Below are 23,620 nucleotides of genomic sequence, written 5' to 3' on the forward strand. Positions count from 1 at the left end.
CTCAGCTGGGTGTGCTGCCGATCAGCCGGGAGTCGGCCAGCGCGGCACTGCGATGAACGGTGGCGGCCTGGTATTCGGGGTCAGAGAGCATGCTCAGAAAGGCTGCTGACGAGGGATAGCGCACCAGCAGAAGCAAGTCCCAGCGCTCTTCCTTCGGTGCGATGAGCGCCAGGTGGACATCAGCCATCACCTGCACCTCACCGCCCACCCCCTTGACCTTGTTCAGCGCGGTGCGACTGTAGCGCGCATAGGCTTCGCGCCCGCTGCACGGCACGTGGAGGCTGCCTGCGTCGTACGCGGCTTGATCGTTGAAACGAAGCAGATTGAGCATCAGGATCGGTGTATCGCTGGGCATGTGCTCGGCGAATGCCAGCAGATCCTCGCGGTTGGGGTTGATGCTGGGCATGCACGTTCCTCGGCTGGCGTTTTTCCTGAGCCTCCCGCCTGAAGCCGAGTACGGCAAGCGCTATTGATCCTTCTGATAGCCAATCATCTGGTCGGCGTGGTGCTGCACTGCGGTCGCTGTACCGGCAGGCCGATCAGCGTGGGCCAGGTTGGAAATCGCGTGCATCACGCGCCCAGACGTCCAGCACCGGTTTGAGATCCTCCAGGGTCAGTTGCGTGCTGCTGTTCTCCAGCGTCAGGCCGTGACCCTTGCGCACCACGCGCAGCACCGGTTCGCTGGTGCGGGCATCGAGGCCCTCCAGCTCGATGAAAATGGCGCTGTCGCGGTCACGGGTGCCAGCGGCTGTGGTTGCCGCAGCGAGTACCAGGGCGACAGGAATCACTTCATAGGCCTTTAGCCCTTCGGTGGAAACCGTCACGCTGGTGATCGCGCTGCGCAGTACCAGGCTGTCCATGGTCGGTTCGTTTACCACCGTCATGCGTCCCCGTAACTCACGGATCAACGCCTGATGCAGATAATCACGGACGCTTTCCAGCGTCTGCGCGCTGACCTGATCGCTGGGGGCTGGTTCTGGATAGAAGGTCGGCTTCTCCACATACACCGTCGTGTAGCGCTCGCTGCTGAACTGCGGCGAAACCCAGCGCAGCACCGGTGCGCCAGTGGCTGAAGTGGCTGGCTGGAGCTGGGAGTAGTCGGCGAGGTAGCCGGAGAACTGGGTGGGTTTGGTGGTCTGGCTGGCGCAGCCGCTGAGCAGGAAACCAGCGAGTAGAGCCAGGCAAAGCGAGTTGGCGTAACGCATCGGAGGACTCTCCTGTCCAGGGGCCTGCAATCAGCCTAGATGCCGCTTCGTCAACCCGCCAGTTCGCTCAAGCGTTGAGCGAGAAGCTTGAAGTCATAGGGTTTCACGATGCTCTCGGTGGCCGCCGCGCTGTCGCGGGCGCGCACCGCTTCGAGCAGGTCGCGTTCGTAATAGCCGCTGGCGAACAACACAGGCAGGGTCGGTCGCAGCTGGCGAGCGGCTTCCACCAGTTCGCGCCCGTCCATCCCGGGCAGGCCGATGTCGCTCATCAGCAGATCGAAGTGCTGCTCGCTGCGCAGCCGCTCCAGTGCGCTGTGCCCATCGCGCAGGGCGAGGACGCGATAGCCGAATTCCTCGAGTACTTCAGCGGTGAGTTGGCGCACCACATCGTCATCCTCGACCAGCAGGATGGTCTTGGCACGGGCGCAGTCGATTTCGGTCATGGGGCTCTCTGTTTCAGCGCGCAGAATGCGCGAATGTTTGGCAAACTTCGCAGTCGGTGCGCGGTCAGTGTGCCATACGCCTTCTCCGGACAGACAAGAACAAGCGAGACAATCATCGAATGGACGTCCCAATGTCGAATGAGTCCGCAATGGACGAAAAAGGCTTTCGCCGGATTCTCAACCGTAACGTCGGGCTGCCGCTCGGCCTGGGTCTGGTCGGCGCGCTGTGCTTCGCGCTGTTGATCGGCTACCTGCTCAATGTGATCCGCTGGGTCGAGCACACCGACCAGGTGCTCAACAGGGCCAGCGAGGTGTACAAGCTGACGCTGGACCTGGAAACCGGCATGCGTGGCTTCCTGCTCAGCGGCGAAGAGGACTACCTCGCGCCCTACGAGCAGGCACGCGGCAAGTTTCGTCCGCAGACCGAACAGCTCATCGACATGGTTTCCGACAACCCGTCGCAGGTGCAGCGTCTCGAACGTCTGTTGGCCATGCAGGAGCAGTGGGATCTCTATGCTCAGGACGTCATTGCCAGCCGCCGCGACGGCGGCAACTTCATGGCCGAGGTCGGGCGTGGCCGGGGCAAGAATCTTACCGATGGCATGCGCCGCGAGCTGGATACCTTCATCAACAGCGAACGTGAACTGCGTCAGCAGCGCAATGCCGAAGTAAGCAGCACCACGCTCTGGGGGGCCGGCATCTACCTGGTGGTCAGCATCCTGTTCAGTGCCCTGTTGGCGCTGTTCGGGCGCCGTGAGCTGATGAACCTCTCGCAGACCTATTCACTGGCCATGGCCAAGCAGTCCGATTATGCCGATGAGCAGCGTCGCCGCGCCTGGCTCGGTGGTGGTCAGAACCTGCTGGCGGAGCGTTTGATTGGCCAGCCGCAGGTACAGGAATTGGCCGACCGCTCCCTTGAGTTTCTTGCCGAATATCTCGATTGCGTGGTCGCCGCCCTGTATCTGCGCGATGCTCAGACGGGCGACCTCACGCGCGTTGCCGGTTATGGCTTCAGTGAAGACGCCAGCCTCAAGGCGCATTTCTATCGCGGTGAGGGCCTGATCGGACAGGCTGCTCGCGGCCGTCGTCTGGTCTGCCTGGATGATCTGCCGGCGGATTACATCAAGGTCGCTTCGAGTCTCGGAGAAGGCCAGCCAGTGAGCGTCGCCTTGCTGCCGCTGCAGTCCGAAGACCGCGTCAACGGTGTAATCGAACTGGCCTTCATGCGCGTGCTGGAGCCGCGTGAGCGCGAGTTCCTCGAGGCCATCGCCAGCAATGTCGGGATGGCACTTGAAGCGGCGCGCTATCGCCAGCGTCTGCAAGAGGTGCTCGGCCAGACCCAGCAACTCAACGAGGAGCTGCAGACCCAGCAGGAAGAACTGCGCGCGGCCAACGAGGAGCTGGAGCAGCAGGCGCGCGTGCTCAAGGAGTCCCAGGCGCACCTGGAAACCCAGCAGGCCGAGCTGGAGCAGACCAACGAGAAACTCTCCGAACAGGCGCAGACACTGGCCGACCAACGTGATGAGCTGGACCAGCGCAACACCACCCTCGGGCGTATTCAGGCTCAGTTGGAAGAGCGTGCCGAGGAGCTGCAGCGCGCCAGCCGCTACAAATCCGAGTTCCTTGCCAACATGAGTCACGAGCTGCGCACGCCGCTCAACAGCTCGCTGATCCTGGCCAAGCTGCTGGCGGAAAACGGCAACGGCAATCTCGACGATGAGCAGGTCAAGTTCGCCGAGTCGATCTACTCGGCCGGCAACGATCTGCTCAATCTGATCAACGACATTCTCGATATCGCCAAGGTCGAGGCCGGCAAGCTAGAGATACGCCCCGAGCGCACGCCGCTGGCGAGCCTGCTCGAAGGCTTGCGTGATGTATTCGTACCGCTGGCTGGCGAGCGCAGTCTGAGTTTCGAGATCGAGCAGCAAGGCGAGCTGCCGCCGGTGCTGTTCACCGATCGCCAGCGTGCCGAACAGATCCTGCGCAACCTGTTGTCCAACGCCATCAAGTTCACTGACCGTGGCGGCGTGACCCTCAGCGTGTCGCGGCAGGACGACCAGAACCTGGCCTTCGCCGTGCGCGATACCGGCATCGGCATCGCTGCGGATCAGCAGCAGGCGATCTTCGAGGCCTTCCGCCAGGCCGATGGCACCACCAACCGCCGTTATGGCGGCACCGGCCTGGGGCTGTCCATCTCGCGTGATCTGGCCGGGTTGCTCGGTGGCTCGATCACGGTCAGCAGCGTACCGGGCGAGGGCAGTACCTTCACCTTGCTGCTGCCCGAGCGTCTGGTTGAAGGTGCTGCTCCCAGCCAGCCGATTGCCGCGCCTCGGGTGGCGGTCGAGTCGTCGCTGCCGGTTGCCGCAGCCATTGCCGCGCCGGTGATGCCGCGAGCGCCAGCGCCGTTCGCCGATGACCGCGAGCACCTCGACGAGCGTGGCGGCCGCCGCGTGCTGGTGGTCGAGGACGAAGTGCGCTTCGCCCGCATCCTCTTCGATCTGGCTCACGAACTGGGTTACGCCTGTCTGGTGGCGACCTGCGCCGACGAAGGCCTGGAGCTGGCGCGGCAGTACCGCCCGGATGCCATCCTGCTCGACATGCGCCTGCCCGACGGCTCCGGTCTCGGTGTGCTGCAACGGTTGAAGGACGACCCGCAGACCCGCCACATCCCGGTCCATGTGGTTTCGGTGGAGGATCAGAGCGAGGCTGCGCTGCACCTGGGGGCGGTTGGCTATGCGCTCAAGCCCACCAGTCGCGATCAGCTCAAGGACGTCTTCGGCAGGCTCGAGGCCAAGCTCAATCAGCAGGTCAAGCGCGTGCTGCTGGTCGAGGACGACCCGTTGCAACGCGACAGCGTTGCCCGCCTGATCAGCGACGAAGACATCGAGATCACCGCCGTCGCACTGGCTGGCGAAGCGCTGGAGAAGCTGCGCGATACGGTGTTCGACTGCATGATCATCGACCTCAAGCTGCCCGACATGCAGGGCAACGAGTTGTTACGACGCATGGCCGAGGAAGACATCTGTTCCTTCCCGCCGGTGATCGTGTACACCGGTCGTAACCTGACCCGCGACGAGGAAGCCGAGCTGCTCAAGTACTCGCGCTCGATCATCATCAAGGGCGCGCGTTCGCCAGAACGTTTGCTGGATGAGGTCACCCTGTTCCTGCACAAGGTCGAGGCCGAGCTGTCCAGCGAGCACCAGCGCATGCTCAAGACCGCGCGCAGCCGCGACAAGCTGTTCGAGGGTCGGCGCCTGCTGCTGGTGGACGATGACGTGCGCAACATCTTCGCCCTCTCCAGCGCGCTGGAGCAGAAGGGCGCCACGGTGGAAGTCGCGCGCAACGGTTTCGAAGCGCTGGACAAGCTGAGGGAGCGTGAAGACATCGACCTGGTCTTGATGGACGTGATGATGCCGGAGATGGACGGCTACGAAGCCACCCGGCAGATTCGCCTGGAGAATCGCTGGAAGAACCTGCCGATCATTGCGGTCACGGCCAAGGCGATGAAGGATGACCAGGAGCGCTGCCGCGAGGCTGGCGCCAACGATTACCTGGCCAAGCCCATCGACCTGGACCGTCTGTTCTCCCTGATCCGCGTGTGGATGCCCAAGCTGGAGCGTCTGTGATGCCTGATGAAATCGAGCTGCGCCTGCTGATCGAGGCGATCTACCTGCGCTACAGCTACGACTTTCGCGACTACTCGAAGGCCTCGCTCAAGCGCCGTGTACGCCAGGCGCAGGCGCAGTTGGATTGCCCGACCATTTCGGCGTTGCAGGCGCGCATCCTGCACGAGCCGCAGGCGTTCATGCAGCTGCTGCAGTACCTCACCATCCCGGTCAGCGAGATGTTCCGCGACCCCGAATACTTTCTCGCCCTGCGCGAGCAGGTGGTGCCGTTGCTGCACACCTATCCTTCGCTGAAGGTCTGGGTGGCTGGCTGCAGTACCGGCGAGGAGGTGTATTCCCTGGCCATCCTGCTGTACGAGGAAGGCCTGCTGGAACGCACCATGATCTACGCCACCGACATCAATCCGCACTCGCTGGAGAAGGCCGAGCAGGGCATCTTCGCCCTCGACAACCTGCGCACCTATACCCAGAACTACCAACTGTCCGGTGGCAAGCGCGCGTTCTCCGACTACTACTCGGCGGCCTATGACCGGGTGCTGTTCGACAAGTCGTTGCGCACCAACCTGACCTTCGCTGATCACAGCCTGGCCACCGACAGTGTGTTCGCCGAAACCCATCTGGTGTCGTGCCGCAACGTGCTGATTTATTTCAACCGCGACCTGCAGGACCGTGCTCTCGGTCTGTTCCACGAATCCCTTTGCCACCGAGGCTTTCTCGGTCTGGGCAGCAAGGAGAGCCTGGATTTTTCCGCCTATGCCCGGCAGTTCGAAGCGGTGTCGCGGCCCGAGCGGATTTTCCGCAAGCGATGAGCAGCCAACGGATCAACCTCCGCGGCCAGGTGCGTGCGCCGCTGCAGGCCCTGCTGATTGGCGCCTCGGCCGGAGGGGTAGAGGCGCTGTTGAGCTTGCTCGAGGACCTGCCGCCGGATTACCGACTGCCAGTGGTCTGCCTGCTGCATCAGCCGGATCGCAGCGACAGTCTGCTGGCCGATCTGCTGCAGCGACGCCTGCAACTGCCCGCCAAGGAAGCCGAGGACAAGGAGTACCTGCGCGGCGGCGTGGTCTACGTGGCGCCCGCCGGTTACCACCTGTCCATCGAAAGCGAGCGCAGCTTCTCCCTCAGTCGTGAGGAACCACGGCATTTCTCCCGGCCGTCGATCGATATTCTTTTCGAGTCCGCTGCCGATGCCTATGGCGAGCAACTGGCTGCCGCGCTGCTCACCGGCGCCAACGAGGATGGCGCGGCCGGTCTGCTGGCGATCAAACAGGCCGGCGGCCTGACTCTGGTGCAGGAGCCTGCCGATGCACAGGTGCCCACCATGCCGAATGCCGCGCTGGCGCTGCTTGAACCGGATTTTCTCCTGTCTATCAATGCCATGCGCCTGCTGCTGGCCGAACTGGATGCCCTGCCATGCTGAGGAAGATTGAAGCCAAGGTGCTGATCGTCGACGACCTGCCGGAAAACCTGCTGGCATTGCGTTCGTTGATTCAGAGCGAGGATTGCACCGTGTTCCAGGCCAGCAGCGCCGATGAGGCGCTGTCACTGCTACTCGAGCACGAGTTCGCCCTGGCCATTCTCGACGTCAAGATGCCAGGCATGAACGGCTTCGAACTGGCCGAGCTGATGCGCGGCACGGAAAAGACCAAGCATATCCCGATCATCTTCGTCAGCGCGGTTGGCCGCGACATGGACTACGCCTTCCGTGGTTACGAGAGCGGCGCAGTGGACTTCCTGCACAAGCCGCTGTCGCCCTTCGAGGTACGCAGCAAGGTGGCGATGTTCGTCGAGCTGTACCGCCATCGCAAGGCGTTGAGCATGCAGCTGGAAGTGGTCGAGGCGGCGCGTCGTGAACAGGAGGCGCTGCTCGCCGAGCTGCGCGAGACCCAGGGCGAGCTGCAGAAAGCGGTACAGATGCGTGACGTGTTCATGTCCATCGCCTCGCACGAGCTGCGCACGCCACTCAATGGTCTGATCCTCGACGTACAGCTGCGCCGACTGCGCCTGGAGCAGGGGCGCATGGATGCCTTTACCCCGGACAAGCTGCAGGAGATGGTGGCACGCGACGAGCGACAGATCCGCAGCCTGAGCCGCCTGATCGACGACATGCTGGATGTTTCGCGCATTCGTACCGGCAAGCTTTCCGTGCGTCCAGAACCCGGCGACCTCGGCGTGCTGGCTGGCAACGTGGTGGAGAGCCTGGCCGCGCAGTTCACCCATACCGGCAGCTATATCGAGTTGCACGTCGAGGATCCGGCACCGGTGATGATGGACGAGTTCCGCATCGAGCAGGTGTTGGCCAACCTGCTGACCAACGCCCTGCGCTACGGGGGTGGTAAACCCGTGTCGGTGCGTGTGCGGGTGGTGGACGATATGGCCCGTGCCGAGGTGCGTGACCAGGGGCTGGGCATCTCCGAGGCTGACCAGCGGCGGATCTTCGAGCAGTTCGAGCGCGTTTCTGGTGCCAGCGTCGCGCAGGGGCTGGGGCTCGGCTTGTTTATCAGCGAGCAGATCGTCCAGGCCCATGACGGGCGCATCGAGCTCAGCAGTCGACTCGGCGAGGGCTCCTGTTTCAGCATCCTGCTGCCGCTACGCAGTTGATCGTGCAAATTGCACGTGTCGTGATTCATGCATCTTGCAAAGTGCATGAGCGAGGGTATTTAGATTTGTTTTAAATATTTGATTTATAAGGATATTTTACCTTAATTGATGTTGGCATGAGCGCTGCAGAATCAGTCATGTAAGCCCCCCGACTGATCTGCTGATGGAGAAGCGTCATGAACATCGTCCGAGTGAGCCTGTTTTGCGTCGCTGCATTGCTGGTCAACGGAGCTTACGGCAAAGATTTCAGTGATTCGGCTGGCGCCATCGCCAAAACGGCCGAGTTCACCCTTTCCAACTCGCCGGTCTGGGAATCGCGTGTCGCTGCGCAGCAGGAAGGCTCTGCCGAACTGCGCACGCAGCCAACTCGCGCTGTCGGTGCCGTCGGTGACGATGCGCAGTGGGTGCGCATTTCCGACGAGGGTGACACCGATACCGCCAACCGTGAGCCGCGTCCTGCCAACAGCACCCCACGCTGGGTGTTCTGAGCGACAAGGAGTCCTGCCGTGTCCAGAAGTGCCATCCTGTTGTTGATCATGACCCTGTCGAGCCTGGGCGCGCTGTGGCTGAGCCCCGCTCTGGACGGGGGTGTCGCCCTGCTGCTCAAGGGCGGCTGCGTCGTCTTCGCAGCGGGCTTTCTGGTCGCGCTGATGGCCGGGCGCCGTATCAAGTTCGATCCGGTGCTGCGCTGAACTGCCTAGGGTGGGCCGGGCGGCGATCCGCTTTAGCCCACCGAGACCGAGCGTCGCCCGCAACGGTCGATCAAACCGGCAGGTTGAAATAGAAGTTGGCGCCTTCGCCGGGGCGTGAATGAACCCTCAGCTGGCCGCCGTGCAATTGCACGATCTCCCTTGCCAACGCCAGTCCCAGGCCGACGCCGCCCTTGCGCCGGCCGACCTGAACGAAGGGCTCGAAGATCCGCGCCTGCTGTTCGAAGGGGATCCCTTCGCCTTCGTCCTGCACGCTGACGATCACCTGTTCGCCATGGCGACGCACCTGTAGCCGTATCTCGTCACCCGGGTTGCTGTAGCGCAGGGCGTTGTCGGTCAGGTTATCGAGCAGCCGCTGCAGCTGCGTGGCATCGAGTTCAAGCTGCGGCAGTGGCTCGTGGACTTCGCAGAGCAGCGTCACCTCGCGTTGCGCAGCGCTCTCGGTAAAGCGTTGAGACATCTGCTGGATCATTGCGCCGAGGTCACAGGGGCGGCGCTGCAGGGTCTGTACACCGTTCTGGTAGCGCGAGAAGTTGAGCAGGTCGTCGATCAACTGCACCAGCCGATGCATCTCCTCGTCGACCGTGCGTATCAGTTCCTGCTCGCGTCCGCCTGGCGGCAGTGAAAGACGTTCGCGCAGCAGGCTGAACGCCATGTGCATACCGGTGATCGGCGTGCGCAGCTCATGCGAGGCGCGCAGGATGAACTCGCTGCGCACCCGGTCGAAGGCACGTTGTTTGGTGACGTCACGCAGCACCATCACTGCCCCCACGCTACCACCCTCGCGCAGCTGAATCGGAGTCAGGGCCCAGGCCAGCAGCCTGGTCTCGCCGTCACGTTCGATCTGCAGATCAGCCGGCGGCTCATGCAGCAGTTCGCCTGCCAGTACCTGGCGCAGCGCCTCGTCCACGGCATGATCAGGCAACAGTGGCCCGATCGGCTGGCCGAGGATATCGGCCTGCCAGGAAAGCTGGCGCAGCGCCACCGGGTTGGCGTGTTCGATGTTGCCCTGGGCGTCGAGGATGACCAGACCATCGTCGATGCTGTCGAGCACCGCTTTCAGGCGGCCCTCGCTGTTGAGCAGTTGCTTGAGGTTGCTCGAGTGATATTCGCGCAGGGACTCGGTCATCAGACCGAAGCGGCGGCTCAGGACGGCCAGCTCGAACACCGGCGATACCGGCAGCACCACGTCATATTTGCCTTGGCCGATCCGATCGGCGGCCCGCGCCAGCATGTCGATGGGGGCGCCGAAGCGGCGGGCGATGCCGTGGGCCGTCAGCACGCCTATCGCCAAGACGGCCAGGCCGATAAGGACCAGGAGCCCGGCGATCAGCTGGGAGCGTTCGCCAGCACGACTTTCGGCCGAGATGACCCAGTCGACGACCTGGTCCTGTTGCGCCAGCAGGTGATCACGCAGGTGCTGAAAGGCTTCGATGAAGGGCTTGTGGTTGCCCAGATCGTGCGGTGTCTCGCCGGGCGCGGTGGCGCTGTTGGCTGCCTCTTCCATTTCAGCGTAAAGCGCTGCGGCTTGTTCCAGGCTGCGTGAATAGTCGTCATTGAGGTTGGCCTTGAGCCCCTCATCGAAGGTGGCGCGGAACGACTTGCGAATGGTTTCGAGGCGCTGCGCATCGGGCTGTTGATCGATCAACACGATCAGTTCGTCGCCCAGATGCTGGCGCAGCTTCTGGCCGATCTGCACGGCGTCGAAACCGCGCTGGATCAGGTCGCTCTGGCTGCGCGCCATCTGCGTGACGCTGAACAAGCCGAGCAGCAGGCCCAGCAGCGCCACGGTGATCAGCGCGGAGATGCTGAGGAACAGGCGCGTGCGAAGCTTCATCGACAGCTTCATGGAGATCCCGTGGTCAGAGGTTGTACTGCTTGCGTTTGCGGTAGAGGGTCGAGGTATCGATGCCCAGCGTCTTGGCGGCCATGTCGAGGGTGTTGCTGCTGGCCAGCACGGCGGCGATATGCGCCTTTTCCAGCTCTTCGAGGCTCATTGCTGCGCCGACGCGCACGGCATTGCCAGGTGCTTCGCTGCTGCCGCCGAGGCCGAGGTGAGTCACTTCCACCGTCTCGCTCTGGCAGATGATGCTGGCGCGTTCGATGACGTTGCGCAGCTCGCGAATGTTGCCTGGCCAGTGATAGTCCTGCAGAGCGGCAGCGGCTTCGGGGCTGAAGGTGCAGGCCGGGCGACCATAGTCGCTGACGAAGCGGGCGAGGAAGCGCTCGGCCAGTCCCATCACGTCTTCGTGACGTTCGCGCAGCGGCGGCAGCTTCAGGGTGATCACGTTGAGGCGGTAGAGAAGGTCTTCGCGGAAGCGTCCTTCGCGGACCATCTCGTCGAGGTCCAGGTTGGTCGCGGCGACGATGCGCACATCGGCGCGGCGGGTTACCGGATCGCCGACACGCTCGTACTCCTTGTCCTGAATGAAGCGCAACAGCTTGGGTTGCAGGGCCAGTGGGAAGTCGCCGATCTCATCGAGGAACAGGGTGCCACCGTCGGCCTGGCTGACGCGGCCCTGGGTACTTTCGCTGGCGCCGGTGAAGGAGCCACGGGCATGGCCGAACAGTTCGCTTTCCATCAGTTCGGCCGTCAGCGACGGGCAGTTGATGGTCACGCAGGTACGTTTGGCGCGGCGACTCCAGCCGTGGATGGCGCGCGACAGCTCGCCCTTGCCGGTGCCGGATTCGCCGAGAATGAGGATATTGGCATCGGTAGCGGCGACCTGGCGCGCCGTTTCCAGAATCGCCATCATCGCCGGGCTGTGCGAGTCGAGGCCATCCTTGGCCTTGCGCACCTCACCCTCCAGAGCCTCAAGGCGTGCGGCCAGGGTGCGCACTTCCAGCTGCTTGGCGGCGGCCAGGCGCAGTTGATCGGGGGTGCAGGGTTTGACCAGGTAATCGGCGGCACCAGCCTGGATCGCATCGACGGCGGTGTCCACGGCGGAGTGGGCGGTGACGATCACCACGCGCATCCAGGGTGCCTGGATGCGCATCTGCGCCAGCAGGTCCAGGCCGTTGTCCTCGCCCAGGCGCAGGTCGAGAAAGCACAGGTCGAAGACCTGCCGCTGCAGCAGCGCCTCGGCTTGCGTCGCACTGCTGGCGCCGGCGACGTCATAGCCTTCGTCTTCAAGGCAGTAACGGAAGGTACGCAGGATTGCCGCTTCGTCGTCCACCAGCAGAATGCGTCCGCTGCCTTGCTCTGAAACTGCCATGTATGTGCTCCGTCTGACTGGTCAATGCAGCTTAGTCAGGTAAAAACCATGCAAGTTGCACGGCCCGACTGTGCGAATCCTGCACCCTGCATGCAGGCAGGCTGCCTTTTCTTGAATTAACTATTTGTTTTTAAACGAATTTATTTTGTTGTGGTGGCTGGCGCGGGGCTTGCGATATTGCCTGTATCGTCTCACGAACAGGAGTGAACTCATGCCCCCGTTCAAGCCTTTGTTAGTGGCCGCCGGCACCGCCCTGATGCTTGGTCTGGCGCCTGTGGCCAGCCACGCTGCCGAAGGCCAGCTGTCAGCGCAGCTGGATGCGGCACGCCAGGAAGGTTCGATCTGGACAGCCTTCGCGCTCAACCGGCACCTCAACCCTTTCAAGCTCGATATCGATGTGGAGGACGGTGAGGCCGCCCTCAGCGGCAAGGTCGAGAGCGAGGTTCAGAAGGAGCTGGCCGAGCAGGTGGCGCTGAGCATAGATGGCATCGATTCGGTGGACAATCGCATCGAGGTCAGCAGCGACGCCATCGAGGGCGCTGCACCCAGCATGGTCCAGCGCCTGGAGGACGCCAGTCTGGCTGCCACGGTGAAATCCAAATTGCTGTGGAACAGCAACACTCGCGGCCTGGATATCCAGGTCAAGAGCGAAACCGGCAACATCACCCTCAGTGGTCATGCGCAAACCCCGGCGGCCAAGGAGTTGGCAGGCCAGCTGGCAGCCAATACCGATGGCGTGCGTGAAGTGTTCAACCACCTCAGCATCAGCACTGCCGACAGCAGTAGCAGCGAAGTGCAAACCACACTCGACGAAGCGCGCGAGAACATCAGTGACAGCTGGATCACCAGCAAGGTCAAGGCCAGCTTCCTCTCCAGCCGCAACCTGGATGCCATGAACATTGCGGTGAACACCGACGACGGCCTGGTCAGCCTGCGTGGCAACGTGCTGAGCAGTGCCGAGAAGCGCCTGGCAGTCGAGATCGCTCGCAACATCCGTGGTGTGCGTGGTGTCGACGCCGACGCCCTGCGTATCAGCGGCTGAATTTCAATCCATCGCAGCCGCTGGAGCGGCTGCCATCTCGCAAGTCCCATCGCCAAGGAGTGAATCCATGAGCAGCAAGACCGCACAACTCAATGAACTGATCGAAATCACCCGTGACGGCAAGCGCTTCTACGAGCATGCCCACGAAGAGGTCAAGGATATCCGCCTGCAGGCGCTGTTCCGCGACATGGTGCGCGCCAAGACCGAAGTGATCGATGCGTTGAGCGTCAAGGTCGCGGCCAACCAGAGCGAGCCGGCGGCTGGCGGCACCCTGCTGGGCAAGCTGCGCCAGTTCTACGCTGACACCCGCGCGACACTGGCCAAGGATGAAGACGCCACCTACGTCGCGCAGCTGGAGGAAGCGGAAGACCGCATTCTGCATGCCTTCGAAGATGCGCTGGAAAGTGCGGACAATGACGTTCGTGTGCTGCTGGCCGTGGAAATGCCCAAGGTGCGGGCTTGTCACGACCGCATGCGGGCGCTGAAGCAGAACATGCAGTAATCCTCGCGCGTCATATGAAGCCCTGCACGCACTGCGTGTGGGGGCTTTTTATTGGTTCTTCGCATTTTCGCGGGGCGGGTACGCTTGACACCGGACGGCAAATAAGTGTGTGCTTTCGGTGCTGGCACTATCCGTTAGCGCGTCGTCTGAACGTTTAGGTTTCGCCCCTTACGGGCGAGTCACTTTCTCTTGCTTGCCCAAGAGAAAGTAACCAAAGAGAAGGGCACCCCGACATCCGGCCCCGGCTGCGCCGGGGTTCCCTCGCTCCATCACCACTCCAGGGGCACGCCACGAAGGGCCATCCCTGGCCCATCGTGGCTCTCGCGACATCCATGTCGCTCAACCCCTTACGTGGCGATTCCACTCGGCCTCCTGAAGGGGACTTGGGCGTCGTCTGTACCATCGCAGTTGAAGAGCAAAAGCCAAACGCTACCGACTTTGATCTTCCGAAGATTTCGCAAGCTCGCGAACCGGCCCCCGGAGCGGCACCGGAGCGAGGAAACGCAGCGAAGCGAAGTAACAGCCACAGGCTGGCCCGAAGGGTGAGCAAAGCGAATCAAGTTTCGCGCAGCGAAACCCGGATGTCGGGGTGCCCTTCTTTGGCACACCTTTCTTGGGCAAGCAAAGAAACGTAGCGAAGCGCAGTAACAGCCGCAGGCTGGCCCGAAGGGTGAGCGCAGCGAATCAAGGTGTGGCGCCCGTAAGGGGCGCAACCAAAACGCTCAGTGGACTCGGTAATGGATAGTGCTAAGCCAGTAAGCGATACGCACACAAACATGCCAGTCCGGTATCACCCACATTTTCCCCAAACCACCCGAAGCGCCTTTTCGCTGCCGCAACCGAAACTCGTCGACGTTCATTTAACTGTCACATTCGTTTCATAGAGTGGTCACGTGGCCTGCAGATACTTGGGCCCGTTCCATCCAACACTATCCTGCTAGGAGCAAGGCATGAAACTGAAGCGTTTGATGGCGGCCCTGACTTTCGCCGCCGCTGGCGTAAGCGCCGTATCTGCTGTAGCCGCCGTCGACCCGGCTCTGCCGACCTATGAAAAGACTTCCGGTGTGTCGGGCAACCTGTCCAGCGTCGGTTCCGATTCGCTGGCCAACCTGATGACCCTGTGGGCAGAAGAGTTCAAGAAGAACTACCCCAACGTCAACATCCAGATCCAGGCCGCCGGTTCTTCCACTGCGCCACCCGCAATGACCGAAGGCACTGCCAACATGGGCCCGATGAGCCGTCCGATGAAGGACAGCGAAATCCAGGCCTTCGAAGAGAAGTACGGCTACAAGCCGACCGCCGTGCCGGTTGCCATCGATGCCCTGGCTGTGTTCGTGCACAAGGACAACCCGATCAAGTCGCTGTCCATCGAGCAGGTTGACGCGATCTTCTCCAGCACCCGTCTGTGCGGTGGCGCCAAGGACATCACCACCTGGGGTGATCTGGGCATGACCGGCGAATGGGCTGGCAAGCCGATCCAGCTGTTCGGTCGTAACTCGGTATCCGGCACCTACGGCTACTTCAAGGAAGAAGCCCTGTGCAAAGGTGACTTCAAGTCCAACGTCAACGAGCAGCCGGGTTCGGCCTCGGTGGTGCAGTCGATCTCCAGCACCCTGAATGCCATCGGTTACTCGGGCATCGGTTACAAGACCTCCAGCGTCCGCGCCGTACCGCTTTCCAAGGGTGGTGAAGCCTTCGAGGCCAACGAAGAGAACGCTCTGGCTGGCAAGTTCCCGCTGGCTCGCTTCTTCTACGTCTATGTCAACAAGGCGCCGAACCAGGCCCTGAGCCCGCTGGACGCCGAATTCATCAAGCTGATGCTGTCCAAGCAGGGTCAGGAAGTGGTGATGAAGGATGGTTACATCCCGCTGCCGGCCAAGGTGGCCGAGAAGACCCTGAAGGAACTGGGTCTGTAAGCCTGGCTTCGCGCTAGAGGATGTAAACGACGCGGCCCGCCCTCCTTGGAGTGGCGGGCTTCGTCATGTCAGCTGGCTGTAACCTTTCTGTCATACAAGCCCGTTAGATTGACAAGCCTGGGCAGCCGCATGCGCTGCAATCAAGCCCGCGCAGAGACTTCTCGCATGAACGACTTGGCAAACGAATCCGTGAACCGATCACAGAATCCCCTGGGTATCGACTTCAATACCCCCGCCCTGCAACGCAAGCGCCGCCTGCGTGCGCTGAAGGATCGCCTGGCGCGCTGGTATGTCTCCATCGGTGGCCTGGCTGTGCTCGGCGCCATCACCCTGATCTTCTTCTACCTGGCCCATGTGGTGATGCCGATGTTCCAGGGCGCCGAGATGAGTCCGCGCAAGGCCCAGCAACCGGCCTGGCTGGCCGAGGAGCAGGCGCCGCTGCTGCTGGCCATGGAAGAGCAGAACCAGGTGGCCATGCGCCTGGACCGTGCAGGTGGCGTACAGTTCTTCAACCTGAAAAACGGCGAGGCGATGAGCCGCGTGCAGTTGCCGCTGGCCGAAGGCGTCAGCGTCGCCTCTGTCAGCCAGGACCAGCCGGGCAGTCGCCGCGTCGCCCTTGGCCTGTCCAACGGCCAGGTGCTGGTGCTGCAACACAACTACAAGGTGACCTACCCGGACAACGTGCGCACCATCGCGCCGCAGATCGACTTTCCCTACGGTGAGCAGCCGATCGCGCTGGACCCGCAGGGCCGTCCTCTGGAGCATGTGGCGCTGAACCTCAACAGCGGCACCCTGATGCTGGCCGGCTCTACCGGCAGCGAGTTGCACCTGATCGCGCTGAGCCGCGAAGAGAACCTGTTCACCGGCGAGGTCAGCCTCGGCGAAGATCGCATCAACCTGCCGCAGATCGCCGACCCCATCCAGGAGCTGATCCTCGATCCGCGCCAGCTGTGGCTGTACGTGATCAATGGCGAGTCCACCGCCGACGTCTTCGATCTGCGCAAGCGCAGCCTCAACGGTCGCTACGAACTGCTCAAGGACGCCTCCAATCGCATCACCAGCGCCACCAGCCTGCTGGGCGGCATCTCCATCATGCTGGGCGACGCCAAGGGCGGTATCCAGCAGTGGTTCATGGTGCGCGATGCGGACGGTAAATCGACCTTCCAGCCGGTGCGCAGCTTCCAGTTGGGCAACAGCGCCATCACCCAGATTCTCCCCGAGGAGCGTCGCAAGGGCTTCATGGCGCTGGATGCCGACGGCCAGCTGGGCATTTTCCACAGCACTGCGCACCGCACTCTACTCAAGCAGCAGGTCGCCGAAGGCAGCGCCATTGCCGCCCTGTCGCCGCGCGCCAGTCGTGTGCTGGTCGAGTCGGACGGCACGCTGCAGCGTTTCGTGGTGGATAACCCGCACCCGGAAATTTCCTGGAGTTCGCTGTGGGGCAAGGTCTGGTATGAAAGCTACCCGGAGCCGGATTACGTCTGGCAGTCGACCTCCGCCAACACCGACTTCGAATCCAAGCTGAGCCTGTCGCCGCTGGCCTTCGGTACCCTCAAGGCAGCGTTCTACGCCATGCTGCTGGCCGCTCCGTTGGCCATCGCCGCGGCGATCTACACCGCCTACTTCATGGCGCCGCGCATGCGCACCAAGGTCAAGCCGGTGATCGAGCTGATGGAGGCCCTCCCGACGGTAATTCTCGGTTTCTTCGCCGGCCTGTTCCTCGCCCCGTTCCTGGAAAACCACTTACCCGGCATCTTCAGCCTGTTGTTGCTGACCCCTGTCGGCATTCTGCTCACCGGCTTCCTGTGGACCAAGCTGCCCGAGAGCATTCGCCACCGCGTGCCCGAAGGCTGGGAGGCTGCGCTGTTGATCCCGGTGGTGATCGCTGTGGGCTGGATTTCCTTGAGCATGAGCGGTCATCTGGAAAATTGGCTGTTCGAGGGCAACATGCGCCTGTGGCTGACCAATGACCTGGGGATTCCCTTCGACCAGCGCAACGCTCTGGTGGTCGGCCTGGCCATGGGCTTCGCGGTGATCCCGAACATCTACTCGATTGCCGAGGATGCTGTGTTCAGCGTGCCGAAGAGTCTGACCTTCGGCTCTCTGGCGCTCGGCGCGACGCCCTGGCAGACCCTGACCCGCGTGGTGATCCTGACTGCCAGCCCCGGTATCTTCTCGGCGCTGATGATCGGCATGGGCCGTGCGGTGGGCGAGACCATGATCGTGCTGATGGCCACCGGCAATACGCCGATCATGGATATCAACATCTTCGAGGGCATGCGTACCCTGGCCGCTAACGTCGCTGTGGAAATGCCCGAGTCGGAAGTCGGCGGAACCCACTACCGCGTGCTGTTCCTCGCCGCGCTGGTGCTACTGATGTTCACTTTCGTGATGAACACTCTGGCCGAGCTGATTCGTCAGCGACTGCGAGTCAAGTACTCAAGCCTGTAAGACATGCCTGCGCAGCAGGCCAACTGATGACTCTCTCCCTCCGGGAGGGGGTGCCCGCAGGGCGGGAGAGGGTAGCGTGAACAGCACGGACCCTCTGCCCCGACCCCTCTCCCGCTTGCGGGAGAGGGGAGGTAAAGAATGATTTCATTCAAGGTGTGATGCCGTGAAACAGAACAACCTGAAGTCCTGGTACAAGAGCGGCGCCCCGGGCGTATGGATGAGTGGTGGCGCGGTTGCCATCGCCATCATCATGACCCTGGGCCTGCTGATGGTCATCGCCACCCGTGGCCTGGGCCACTTCTGGCCGGCCGACGTGATCGAGGCCGACTACCAAGTGCCTGGCCAGGAAGCCCGGGTGATGGCTGGTGAGATCACCCAGATCGAGGAAGTGCCGCGCGCGCGCCTGGCAGCTGCCGGTATGCCGGTGGCCGAGGAAGGCGGCGAGTTCATGACCCGTGAGTTGCTTAAGGTGGGCAACCGTGAACTGTTTGGTGCCGACTTTAGCTGGGTGATCGGCGAATGGCTGAGCAACCCGCGCACTCCTGCCGAGCTGATGGTGGTGGAGCGCCGTGAGTGGGGCAACATGTATGGCTACCTGGTCAACGTCAAAGAGAACGGCCAGATAGTCGCCGAAGGTGAAGCGGCCTGGACCGAACTGCAGAAGCGCATCGAGCGTGTTGATCAGTTGCATGCTCAGTTGTCGCGTCTGGAGAAGAAGGACATTGGCCGGATCAATCACGGCATCGAGCGAATCCGTCTGGAGGGGCGCAAGCTGGAGTTGCAGGGCAAGCTGGATGCCGCTGCCCAGGCCGCCCTGGATCAGCGCCGTGCCGCACTGGATGCCGACTACAAGGTGCTGGAAGCGCAGATTGTCGAGCTCTATCAGCAGTTCAACCGCGACAGCATGACCGTGCGTGTCAGCGACGGCCGCGAGAGCGATATCGTTCTGGGCAAGGTGGTGCGGGCCTTCCGCCCGAATGCCATGGGTACTTTCGACAAGCTCGGTTTCTACGTCATGAAGCTGTGGGAGTTCGTCAGCGACGAGCCGCGTGAAGCCAACACTGAAGGCGGGATCTTCCCGGCGATCTTTGGCACCGTACTGATGGTCATGCTGATGGCGGTGATCGTCACCCCGTTCGGCGTGATCGCTGCGGTCTATCTGCGTGAATACGCGCATCAGGGTCCGCTGACCCGGGTGATCCGCATCGCGGTGAACAACCTGGCCGGCGTACCTTCGATCGTCTACGGCGTGTTTGGCCTGGGCTTCTTCGTCTATGTGCTGGGTGGCTCGATCGACAGCCTGTTCTTCCCCGAGTCCGCGCCGGCGCCGACCTTCGGCACGCCAGGTCTGATGTGGGCCTCGCTGACCTTGGCGATCCTGACCCTGCCGGTGGTCATCGTCGCCACCGAGGAAGGCCTGGCGCGTATTCCGCGTGCAGTGCGCGAAGGTTCGCTGGCGCTCGGCGCGACCAAGGCCGAGACGCTGTGGAAGGTAGTCATCCCGATGGCCAGCCCGGCGATGATGACCGGCCTGATTCTCGCCGTGGCACGTGCCGCTGGCGAGGTGGCGCCGCTGATGCTGGTGGGTGTGGTGAAACTGGCGCCGAGTCTGCCGCTCAACGGCAACTACCCTTACCTGCACCTGGACCAGAAGATCATGCACCTGGGCTTCCACATCTACGACGTCGGCTTCCAGAGCCCCAACGTCGAGGCTGCGCGCCCGCTGGTGTACGCCACGGCGCTGCTGCTGGTGATCGTTATCGCCCTGCTCAACCTGACTGCGGTCTATATCCGTAACCACCTGCGCGAGAAGTACAAGGCGCTGGATCACTAACGCAGCTACGAGTCGCGCGCCGCTGGCGCGCAGCTTGCAGCTTGTAGCTACGAACGGAGTGAGTTTATGCAACACGAAACCCATACCCACGGCATCGATATGGCCGCCCTCGGCCGCGACAAGCAGAGCCTCAGCCTGGCCAACGAGACCACGGCTATCGAAGTACCGGGTCTGAACCTGTATTACGGCGAGAAGCAGGCGCTGTTCGACGTCAAGATGGATATCCCCAAGCAGCGCGTGACTGCCTTCATCGGCCCGTCCGGCTGCGGCAAGTCGACCCTGCTGCGTACCTTCAACCGCATGAACGACCTGGTCGATGGTTGCCGCGTGGAAGGCGAAATCAACATCGACGGGCGCAACATCTACCGCAAGGGCGAGGACGTGGCCGAGCTGCGTCGCCGTGTCGGCATGGTGTTCCAGAAGCCCAACCCCTTCCCCAAGAGCATCTACGAGAACGTGGTGTATGGCCTGCGCATCCAGGGCATCAACAGCAAGCGCGTGCTTGATGAGGCCGTGGAATGGGCCCTGAAGAGCGCGGCGCTGTGGGACGAGGTCAAGGACCGTCTGCACGACTCGGCACTCGGTCTGTCCGGTGGTCAGCAGCAGCGTCTGGTCATCGCCCGTACTGTGGCGGTGCAGCCGGAAGTGCTGCTGCTCGACGAACCCTGCTCGGCGCTCGACCCGATCTCCACGCTGAAGGTCGAAGAGCTGATCTACGAGCTCAAGAGCAAGTACACCATCGTCATCGTTACCCACAACATGCAGCAGGCGGCGCGCGTCTCCGACTACACCGCGTTCATGTACATGGGCAAGCTGATCGAGTTCGGTGATACCGACACGCTGTTCACCAACCCGGCCAAGAAGCAGACCGAGGACTACATCACCGGTCGTTATGGTTGAGCTGATCCCGTAGGGTGCGCTGAGCGCACCAAAGGGCCGGTGCGCACGGCGCACCCTACTTGCAGCTTTCGCGGAGCGAAACATGATCAACAAAGACAACCTTACCCAGCATATCTCCCAGCAGTTCAACGCCGAGCTGGAAGAAGTGCGCAGCCACCTGCTGGCCATGGGCGGCCTGGTGGAAAAGCAGGTCAACGACGCCGTCACCGCGCTGATCGAGGCCGACTCCGGCCTGGCCCAGCAGGTGCGTGAGATCGACGACCAGATCAACCAGATGGAGCGCAACATCGACGAGGAATGCGTGCGCATCCTCGCCCGTCGCCAGCCGGCGGCTTCCGATCTGCGTCTGATCATCAGCATCTCCAAGTCGGTGATCGACCTCGAGCGCATTGGTGACGAATCCACCAAGATCGCCAAGCGCGCCATCCAGCTGTGTGAAGAGGGTGAGTCGCCGCGTGGCTATGTCGAGGTTCGTCATATCGGCGATCAGGTGCGCAAAATGGTGCAGGAGGCGCTGGACGCCTTCGCCCGATTCGATGCGGACCTGGCCCTGTCGGTGGCGCAGTACGACAAGACCGTCGACCGCGAGTACAAGACCGCGCTGCGCGAGCTGGTCACCTACATGATGGAAGATCCGCGTTCGATCTCCCGCGTGCTCAACGTGATCTGGGCGCTGCGCTCGCTGGAGCGCATCGGCGATCATGCGCGCAACATCGCCGAACTGGTGATCTATCTGGTGCGTGGCACCGATGTGCGCCACATCGGCCTGACCCGCATGCGTGAAGAGGTCGAGGGCAAGTCCAACGACTGACGCCTGCTTCGTGCTGACGGCCCGGGACTTCCCGGGCCGTTTCGTTTGCGCGATTTGTTGCGCGTCTGGCGTTTTCCGTTGGCCTTAGGCCACTGGCCATGACTATGCTTACTGCCATTCGTACAGGAGTGGCCGATGAGCAAAGTCAGTGTGCTGGTGGTGGATGACGCGACCTTTATCCGTGATCTGGTCAAGAAAGGGCTGCGCGATAATTTCCCCGGCGTACAGATCGAGGAAGCGATCAATGGCCGCAAGGCCCAGCAGATGTTGAGCCGTCAGGTGGTCGACCTGATCCTCTGCGACTGGGAAATGCCGGAGATGTCCGGCCTCGAACTGCTGACCTGGTGCCGCGAGCAGGACAACCTGAAAACCACGCCCTTCATCATGGTGACCAGCCGTGGCGACAAGGAGAACGTGGTGCAGGCGATCCAGGCCGGTGTTTCCGACTACATCGGCAAGCCATTTTCCAACGAACAGCTGGTGACCAAGGTCAAAAAGGCCCTGCAGCGGGCCGGCAAGCTGCAGGCGCTGATGTCCAGTGCGCCGCCGAAGATGCTGAGCACGGGTGGCTTCGCCAACGACTCGCTGGCCGCACTCACCGGTGGCAAGGCCGAGGTCGTGAAGAGCAGCCCGCCCGCGCCGGCATCTGCCGCCCCTGCTGCGCCGAGTGTCGCCCCTGCCCCGGCCGCCGCAAGCAAGTCGCCGGCCGGTCGTGGTCAGGGGCAGCTGCGTTTACCGGCAGGTAGCATGGCCTGCGTGATCAAGGCGCTGAGCCTCAAGGAGGCACTGCTGGTGGTCAAGCGCACCGAGCAGCTGCCGCAGGTGCTGGAGAGTGCGGTGCTCGACCTGGAACAGGGCGAAGCCGCGGAAACCGCGCGGCTCAATGGCTACCTGCACGCGGTGGCGGCATTCGAACCCAAGCCCGACAGTGAATGGCTGCAACTGACTTTTCGCTTCGTCGACCGCGACCCGCAGAAGCTCGACTACCTGTCGCGGCTGATCGCCCGTGGCACCGCCCAGAAGCATTTCAGCCCCGGTGCCTGAACGGCACGTGCGCGTTGGTTTCATCCGCCCGGCAGCCCGGTAGGGCGGGTGCAACCCACCACAGCGTTTGCAGCGTCGACGGTGGCTACCCGACCGACGGCGGTGAGCCGGTTCACAGCCTGGCGGTCGGTGTCTCGCGCGCACCGGGCCGCGCTGCTAGTCTTGCTAACCCGGATATCAAAAAGCCATAAGATCCGAGTCGTTATGCTAGGGCGTCTGATTATTCTCTGCAGTCTGTTGGCCTTTTGCGGCCAGGCCGCTGCGCTGACCATCTACAAGTACGTCGACAAGAACGGCGTGGTGACCTATAGCGACCAGGCTGCGCCTGGCGCGCAGGTGTTCGTGTTCAACGACCGCATGGTCGAGCGCCTGGACAATCAGGTGAAGCTGGAAACCAAGAAGCACGAAGCCGGTGAGACCCTGCTGATTCGCAATGACCTGTACGCCCCGGTGGAAATCGAACTGAAACTGGAGCAGGTACAGAACGCCGTCGGTGCGCCGGACAAGCCGATTCGCTGGGTGCTGCCACCGCGCAGCAATATCCGCCTGGCCACCCTCGCCCCGCAGGACGCCTCCAAGCCGCTGCGCTACAAGCCCAGGTTGCGCTACGCCCTCGGTGATCCGCGTCTGCAGCCGAGCATCCACCGTTATCCGCTGCCCTGGCGCGGCGGCCCGTTCCGTCAGACCCAGGGTGCCAATGGCACCTACAGCCATTTCACCCCCAAGGGCCGCTATGCGGTGGACATCGCCATGCCCGAGGGCACGCCCATCGTCGCCGCACGCGGTGGTGTGGTGGTGAAGACCGAGAACCGGCAGAGCGGCCGTGGCAACAATCCGGCCGGCAACTTCGTGCGCATCCTGCATGACGACGGCACCATGGGCGTTTACCTGCACCTGATGAAGGGTTCGGTCGCCGTGCGTGAAGGCCAGCGGGTGGAAACCGGCAGCCGCTTGGCGCGTTCCGGCAACACCGGCAACAGCACCGGTCCGCACCTGCATTTCGTGGTGCAGCGCAACGTCGGTCTGGCCGTCGAGTCCATTCCCTTCAACTTCCGTCAGCCGGTCAACAGCCTGCCGAACTTCGCCGTCGGCGGCGAATAGCGCGATAAAGCCTGCCGGCTGCGCGCTCCCCCGAAAATCCCGGCGCAACCCTGTCGCGCTCGCGCATTGCTGGGGTTTCCGTTGTTGCGCAGTACTGCCGGTGCGCATGGCGCACCCTACGGGGATGCGCGCACTTCAGAGGTTCATCGGTACGCGCGGTAATCGGTAGGGTGCACCGCGCCTGCGCCTGCGGTTTGCCATCGACGCGCCGAACGCTCCCTG

The 23,620-nt window shown here is 62.7% G+C and carries 20 protein-coding genes; 15 read left to right on the forward strand and 5 right to left on the reverse strand.

What is annotated here, in order from left to right:
• Position 1: 1 nt before the first annotated feature.
• From ACN0X6_RS02890 to ACN0X6_RS02900, 3 genes are all read right to left on the reverse strand, one after another.
• A complete protein-coding gene (locus ACN0X6_RS02890; protein WP_417701962.1) occupies positions 2-406 on the reverse strand; it encodes a DUF1330 domain-containing protein in 405 nt (134 codons plus the stop codon).
• 133 nt (positions 407-539) lie between these two features.
• Complete coding sequence (locus ACN0X6_RS02895; RefSeq protein ID WP_417701964.1) at positions 540-1,205, reverse strand: DUF3313 domain-containing protein; 666 nt, start codon at positions 1,203-1,205, stop codon at positions 540-542.
• A 50-nt stretch (positions 1,206-1,255) separates the two neighbouring features.
• Positions 1,256-1,648, reverse strand: a complete 393-nt coding sequence (locus ACN0X6_RS02900; RefSeq protein ID WP_417701966.1) for a response regulator — start codon at positions 1,646-1,648, stop codon at positions 1,256-1,258.
• Between the two features lie 131 nt (positions 1,649-1,779).
• Here ACN0X6_RS02900 and ACN0X6_RS02905 point away from each other — a divergent pair, with 131 nt between their 5' ends.
• The 6 genes from ACN0X6_RS02905 to ACN0X6_RS02930 all read left to right on the forward strand — a co-directional run bounded on the left by ACN0X6_RS02905 (position 1,780) and on the right by ACN0X6_RS02930 (position 8,564).
• Positions 1,780-5,274 (forward strand): response regulator, encoded by a 3,495-nt coding sequence (locus tag ACN0X6_RS02905; protein WP_417701968.1) that lies wholly within the window; start codon positions 1,780-1,782, stop codon positions 5,272-5,274.
• Positions 5,274-6,083, forward strand: coding sequence for a CheR family methyltransferase (locus tag ACN0X6_RS02910; RefSeq protein WP_417701970.1), 810 nt, complete (start codon positions 5,274-5,276; stop codon positions 6,081-6,083). Before ACN0X6_RS02905 ends, ACN0X6_RS02910 begins: the two co-directional genes overlap by 1 nt.
• Positions 6,080-6,691 (forward strand): chemotaxis protein CheB, encoded by a 612-nt coding sequence (locus tag ACN0X6_RS02915; protein ID WP_417701972.1) that lies wholly within the window; start codon positions 6,080-6,082, stop codon positions 6,689-6,691. Before ACN0X6_RS02910 ends, ACN0X6_RS02915 begins: the two co-directional genes overlap by 4 nt.
• Positions 6,685-7,872 (forward strand): ATP-binding protein, encoded by a 1,188-nt coding sequence (locus ACN0X6_RS02920; RefSeq protein WP_417701974.1) that lies wholly within the window; start codon positions 6,685-6,687, stop codon positions 7,870-7,872. The genes ACN0X6_RS02915 and ACN0X6_RS02920 overlap by 7 nt, the downstream gene beginning before the upstream one ends.
• Before the next feature lie 176 nt (positions 7,873-8,048).
• The gene (locus tag ACN0X6_RS02925) at positions 8,049-8,360 is read left to right on the forward strand and encodes a hypothetical protein (RefSeq protein ID WP_417701976.1); all 312 of its coding nucleotides are present in this window, start codon (positions 8,049-8,051) and stop codon (positions 8,358-8,360) included.
• 18 nt (positions 8,361-8,378) lie between these two features.
• Positions 8,379-8,564: a PA3371 family protein gene (locus tag ACN0X6_RS02930; RefSeq protein WP_417701978.1), complete on the forward strand. Its 186-nt coding sequence runs from the start codon at positions 8,379-8,381 to the stop codon at positions 8,562-8,564.
• 70 nt (positions 8,565-8,634) lie between these two features.
• On the opposite strand, the gene ACN0X6_RS02935 is transcribed toward ACN0X6_RS02930, so the two are convergent.
• Together ACN0X6_RS02935 and algB are read right to left on the reverse strand one after the other, a co-directional pair.
• Positions 8,635-10,431: an ATP-binding protein gene (locus ACN0X6_RS02935; protein ID WP_417701980.1), complete on the reverse strand. Its 1,797-nt coding sequence runs from the start codon at positions 10,429-10,431 to the stop codon at positions 8,635-8,637.
• Positions 10,432-10,444: 13 nt separating this feature from the next.
• The gene (gene algB / locus ACN0X6_RS02940; RefSeq protein WP_417701982.1) at positions 10,445-11,797 is read right to left on the reverse strand and encodes a sigma-54-dependent response regulator transcription factor AlgB; all 1,353 of its coding nucleotides are present in this window, start codon (positions 11,795-11,797) and stop codon (positions 10,445-10,447) included.
• Between the two features lie 211 nt (positions 11,798-12,008).
• Here algB and ACN0X6_RS02945 point away from each other — a divergent pair, with 211 nt between their 5' ends.
• From ACN0X6_RS02945 to ACN0X6_RS02985, 9 genes are all read left to right on the forward strand, one after another.
• Entirely contained in the window at positions 12,009-12,839 is an 831-nt protein-coding gene (locus ACN0X6_RS02945) for a BON domain-containing protein (protein WP_417701984.1), read from the forward strand.
• 67 nt (positions 12,840-12,906) lie between these two features.
• On the forward strand, positions 12,907-13,341 hold the full coding sequence (locus ACN0X6_RS02950) for a ferritin-like domain-containing protein (protein ID WP_417701986.1): 435 nt from the start codon (positions 12,907-12,909) through the stop codon (positions 13,339-13,341).
• A gap of 950 nt (positions 13,342-14,291) precedes the next feature.
• Entirely contained in the window at positions 14,292-15,257 is a 966-nt protein-coding gene (locus ACN0X6_RS02955; RefSeq protein ID WP_160018527.1) for a PstS family phosphate ABC transporter substrate-binding protein, read from the forward strand.
• Between the two features lie 165 nt (positions 15,258-15,422).
• Positions 15,423-17,708: an ABC transporter permease subunit gene (locus ACN0X6_RS02960; RefSeq protein ID WP_417701988.1), complete on the forward strand. Its 2,286-nt coding sequence runs from the start codon at positions 15,423-15,425 to the stop codon at positions 17,706-17,708.
• Positions 17,709-17,925: 217 nt separating this feature from the next.
• Entirely contained in the window at positions 17,926-19,542 is a 1,617-nt protein-coding gene (gene pstA, locus ACN0X6_RS02965; protein WP_417702329.1) for a phosphate ABC transporter permease PstA, read from the forward strand.
• A 66-nt stretch (positions 19,543-19,608) separates the two neighbouring features.
• On the forward strand, positions 19,609-20,442 hold the full coding sequence (gene pstB / locus ACN0X6_RS02970; RefSeq protein WP_417701990.1) for a phosphate ABC transporter ATP-binding protein PstB: 834 nt from the start codon (positions 19,609-19,611) through the stop codon (positions 20,440-20,442).
• An 82-nt stretch (positions 20,443-20,524) separates the two neighbouring features.
• Positions 20,525-21,253 carry a phosphate signaling complex protein PhoU gene (phoU, locus tag ACN0X6_RS02975; protein ID WP_072423651.1) on the forward strand — a complete coding sequence of 243 codons (729 nt, stop codon included), beginning with the start codon at positions 20,525-20,527 and terminating at the stop codon, positions 21,251-21,253.
• Positions 21,254-21,388: 135 nt separating this feature from the next.
• Positions 21,389-22,297: a response regulator gene (locus ACN0X6_RS02980; RefSeq protein WP_417701992.1), complete on the forward strand. Its 909-nt coding sequence runs from the start codon at positions 21,389-21,391 to the stop codon at positions 22,295-22,297.
• Positions 22,298-22,501: 204 nt separating this feature from the next.
• Complete coding sequence (locus tag ACN0X6_RS02985) at positions 22,502-23,398, forward strand: peptidoglycan DD-metalloendopeptidase family protein (protein WP_417701994.1); 897 nt, start codon at positions 22,502-22,504, stop codon at positions 23,396-23,398.
• Positions 23,399-23,620 lie beyond the last annotated feature (222 nt).

Origin of the sequence: Pseudomonas sp., from assembly GCF_048269965.1 — a bacterium.
Classification (GTDB): Bacteria; Pseudomonadota; Gammaproteobacteria; order Pseudomonadales; family Pseudomonadaceae; genus Aquipseudomonas.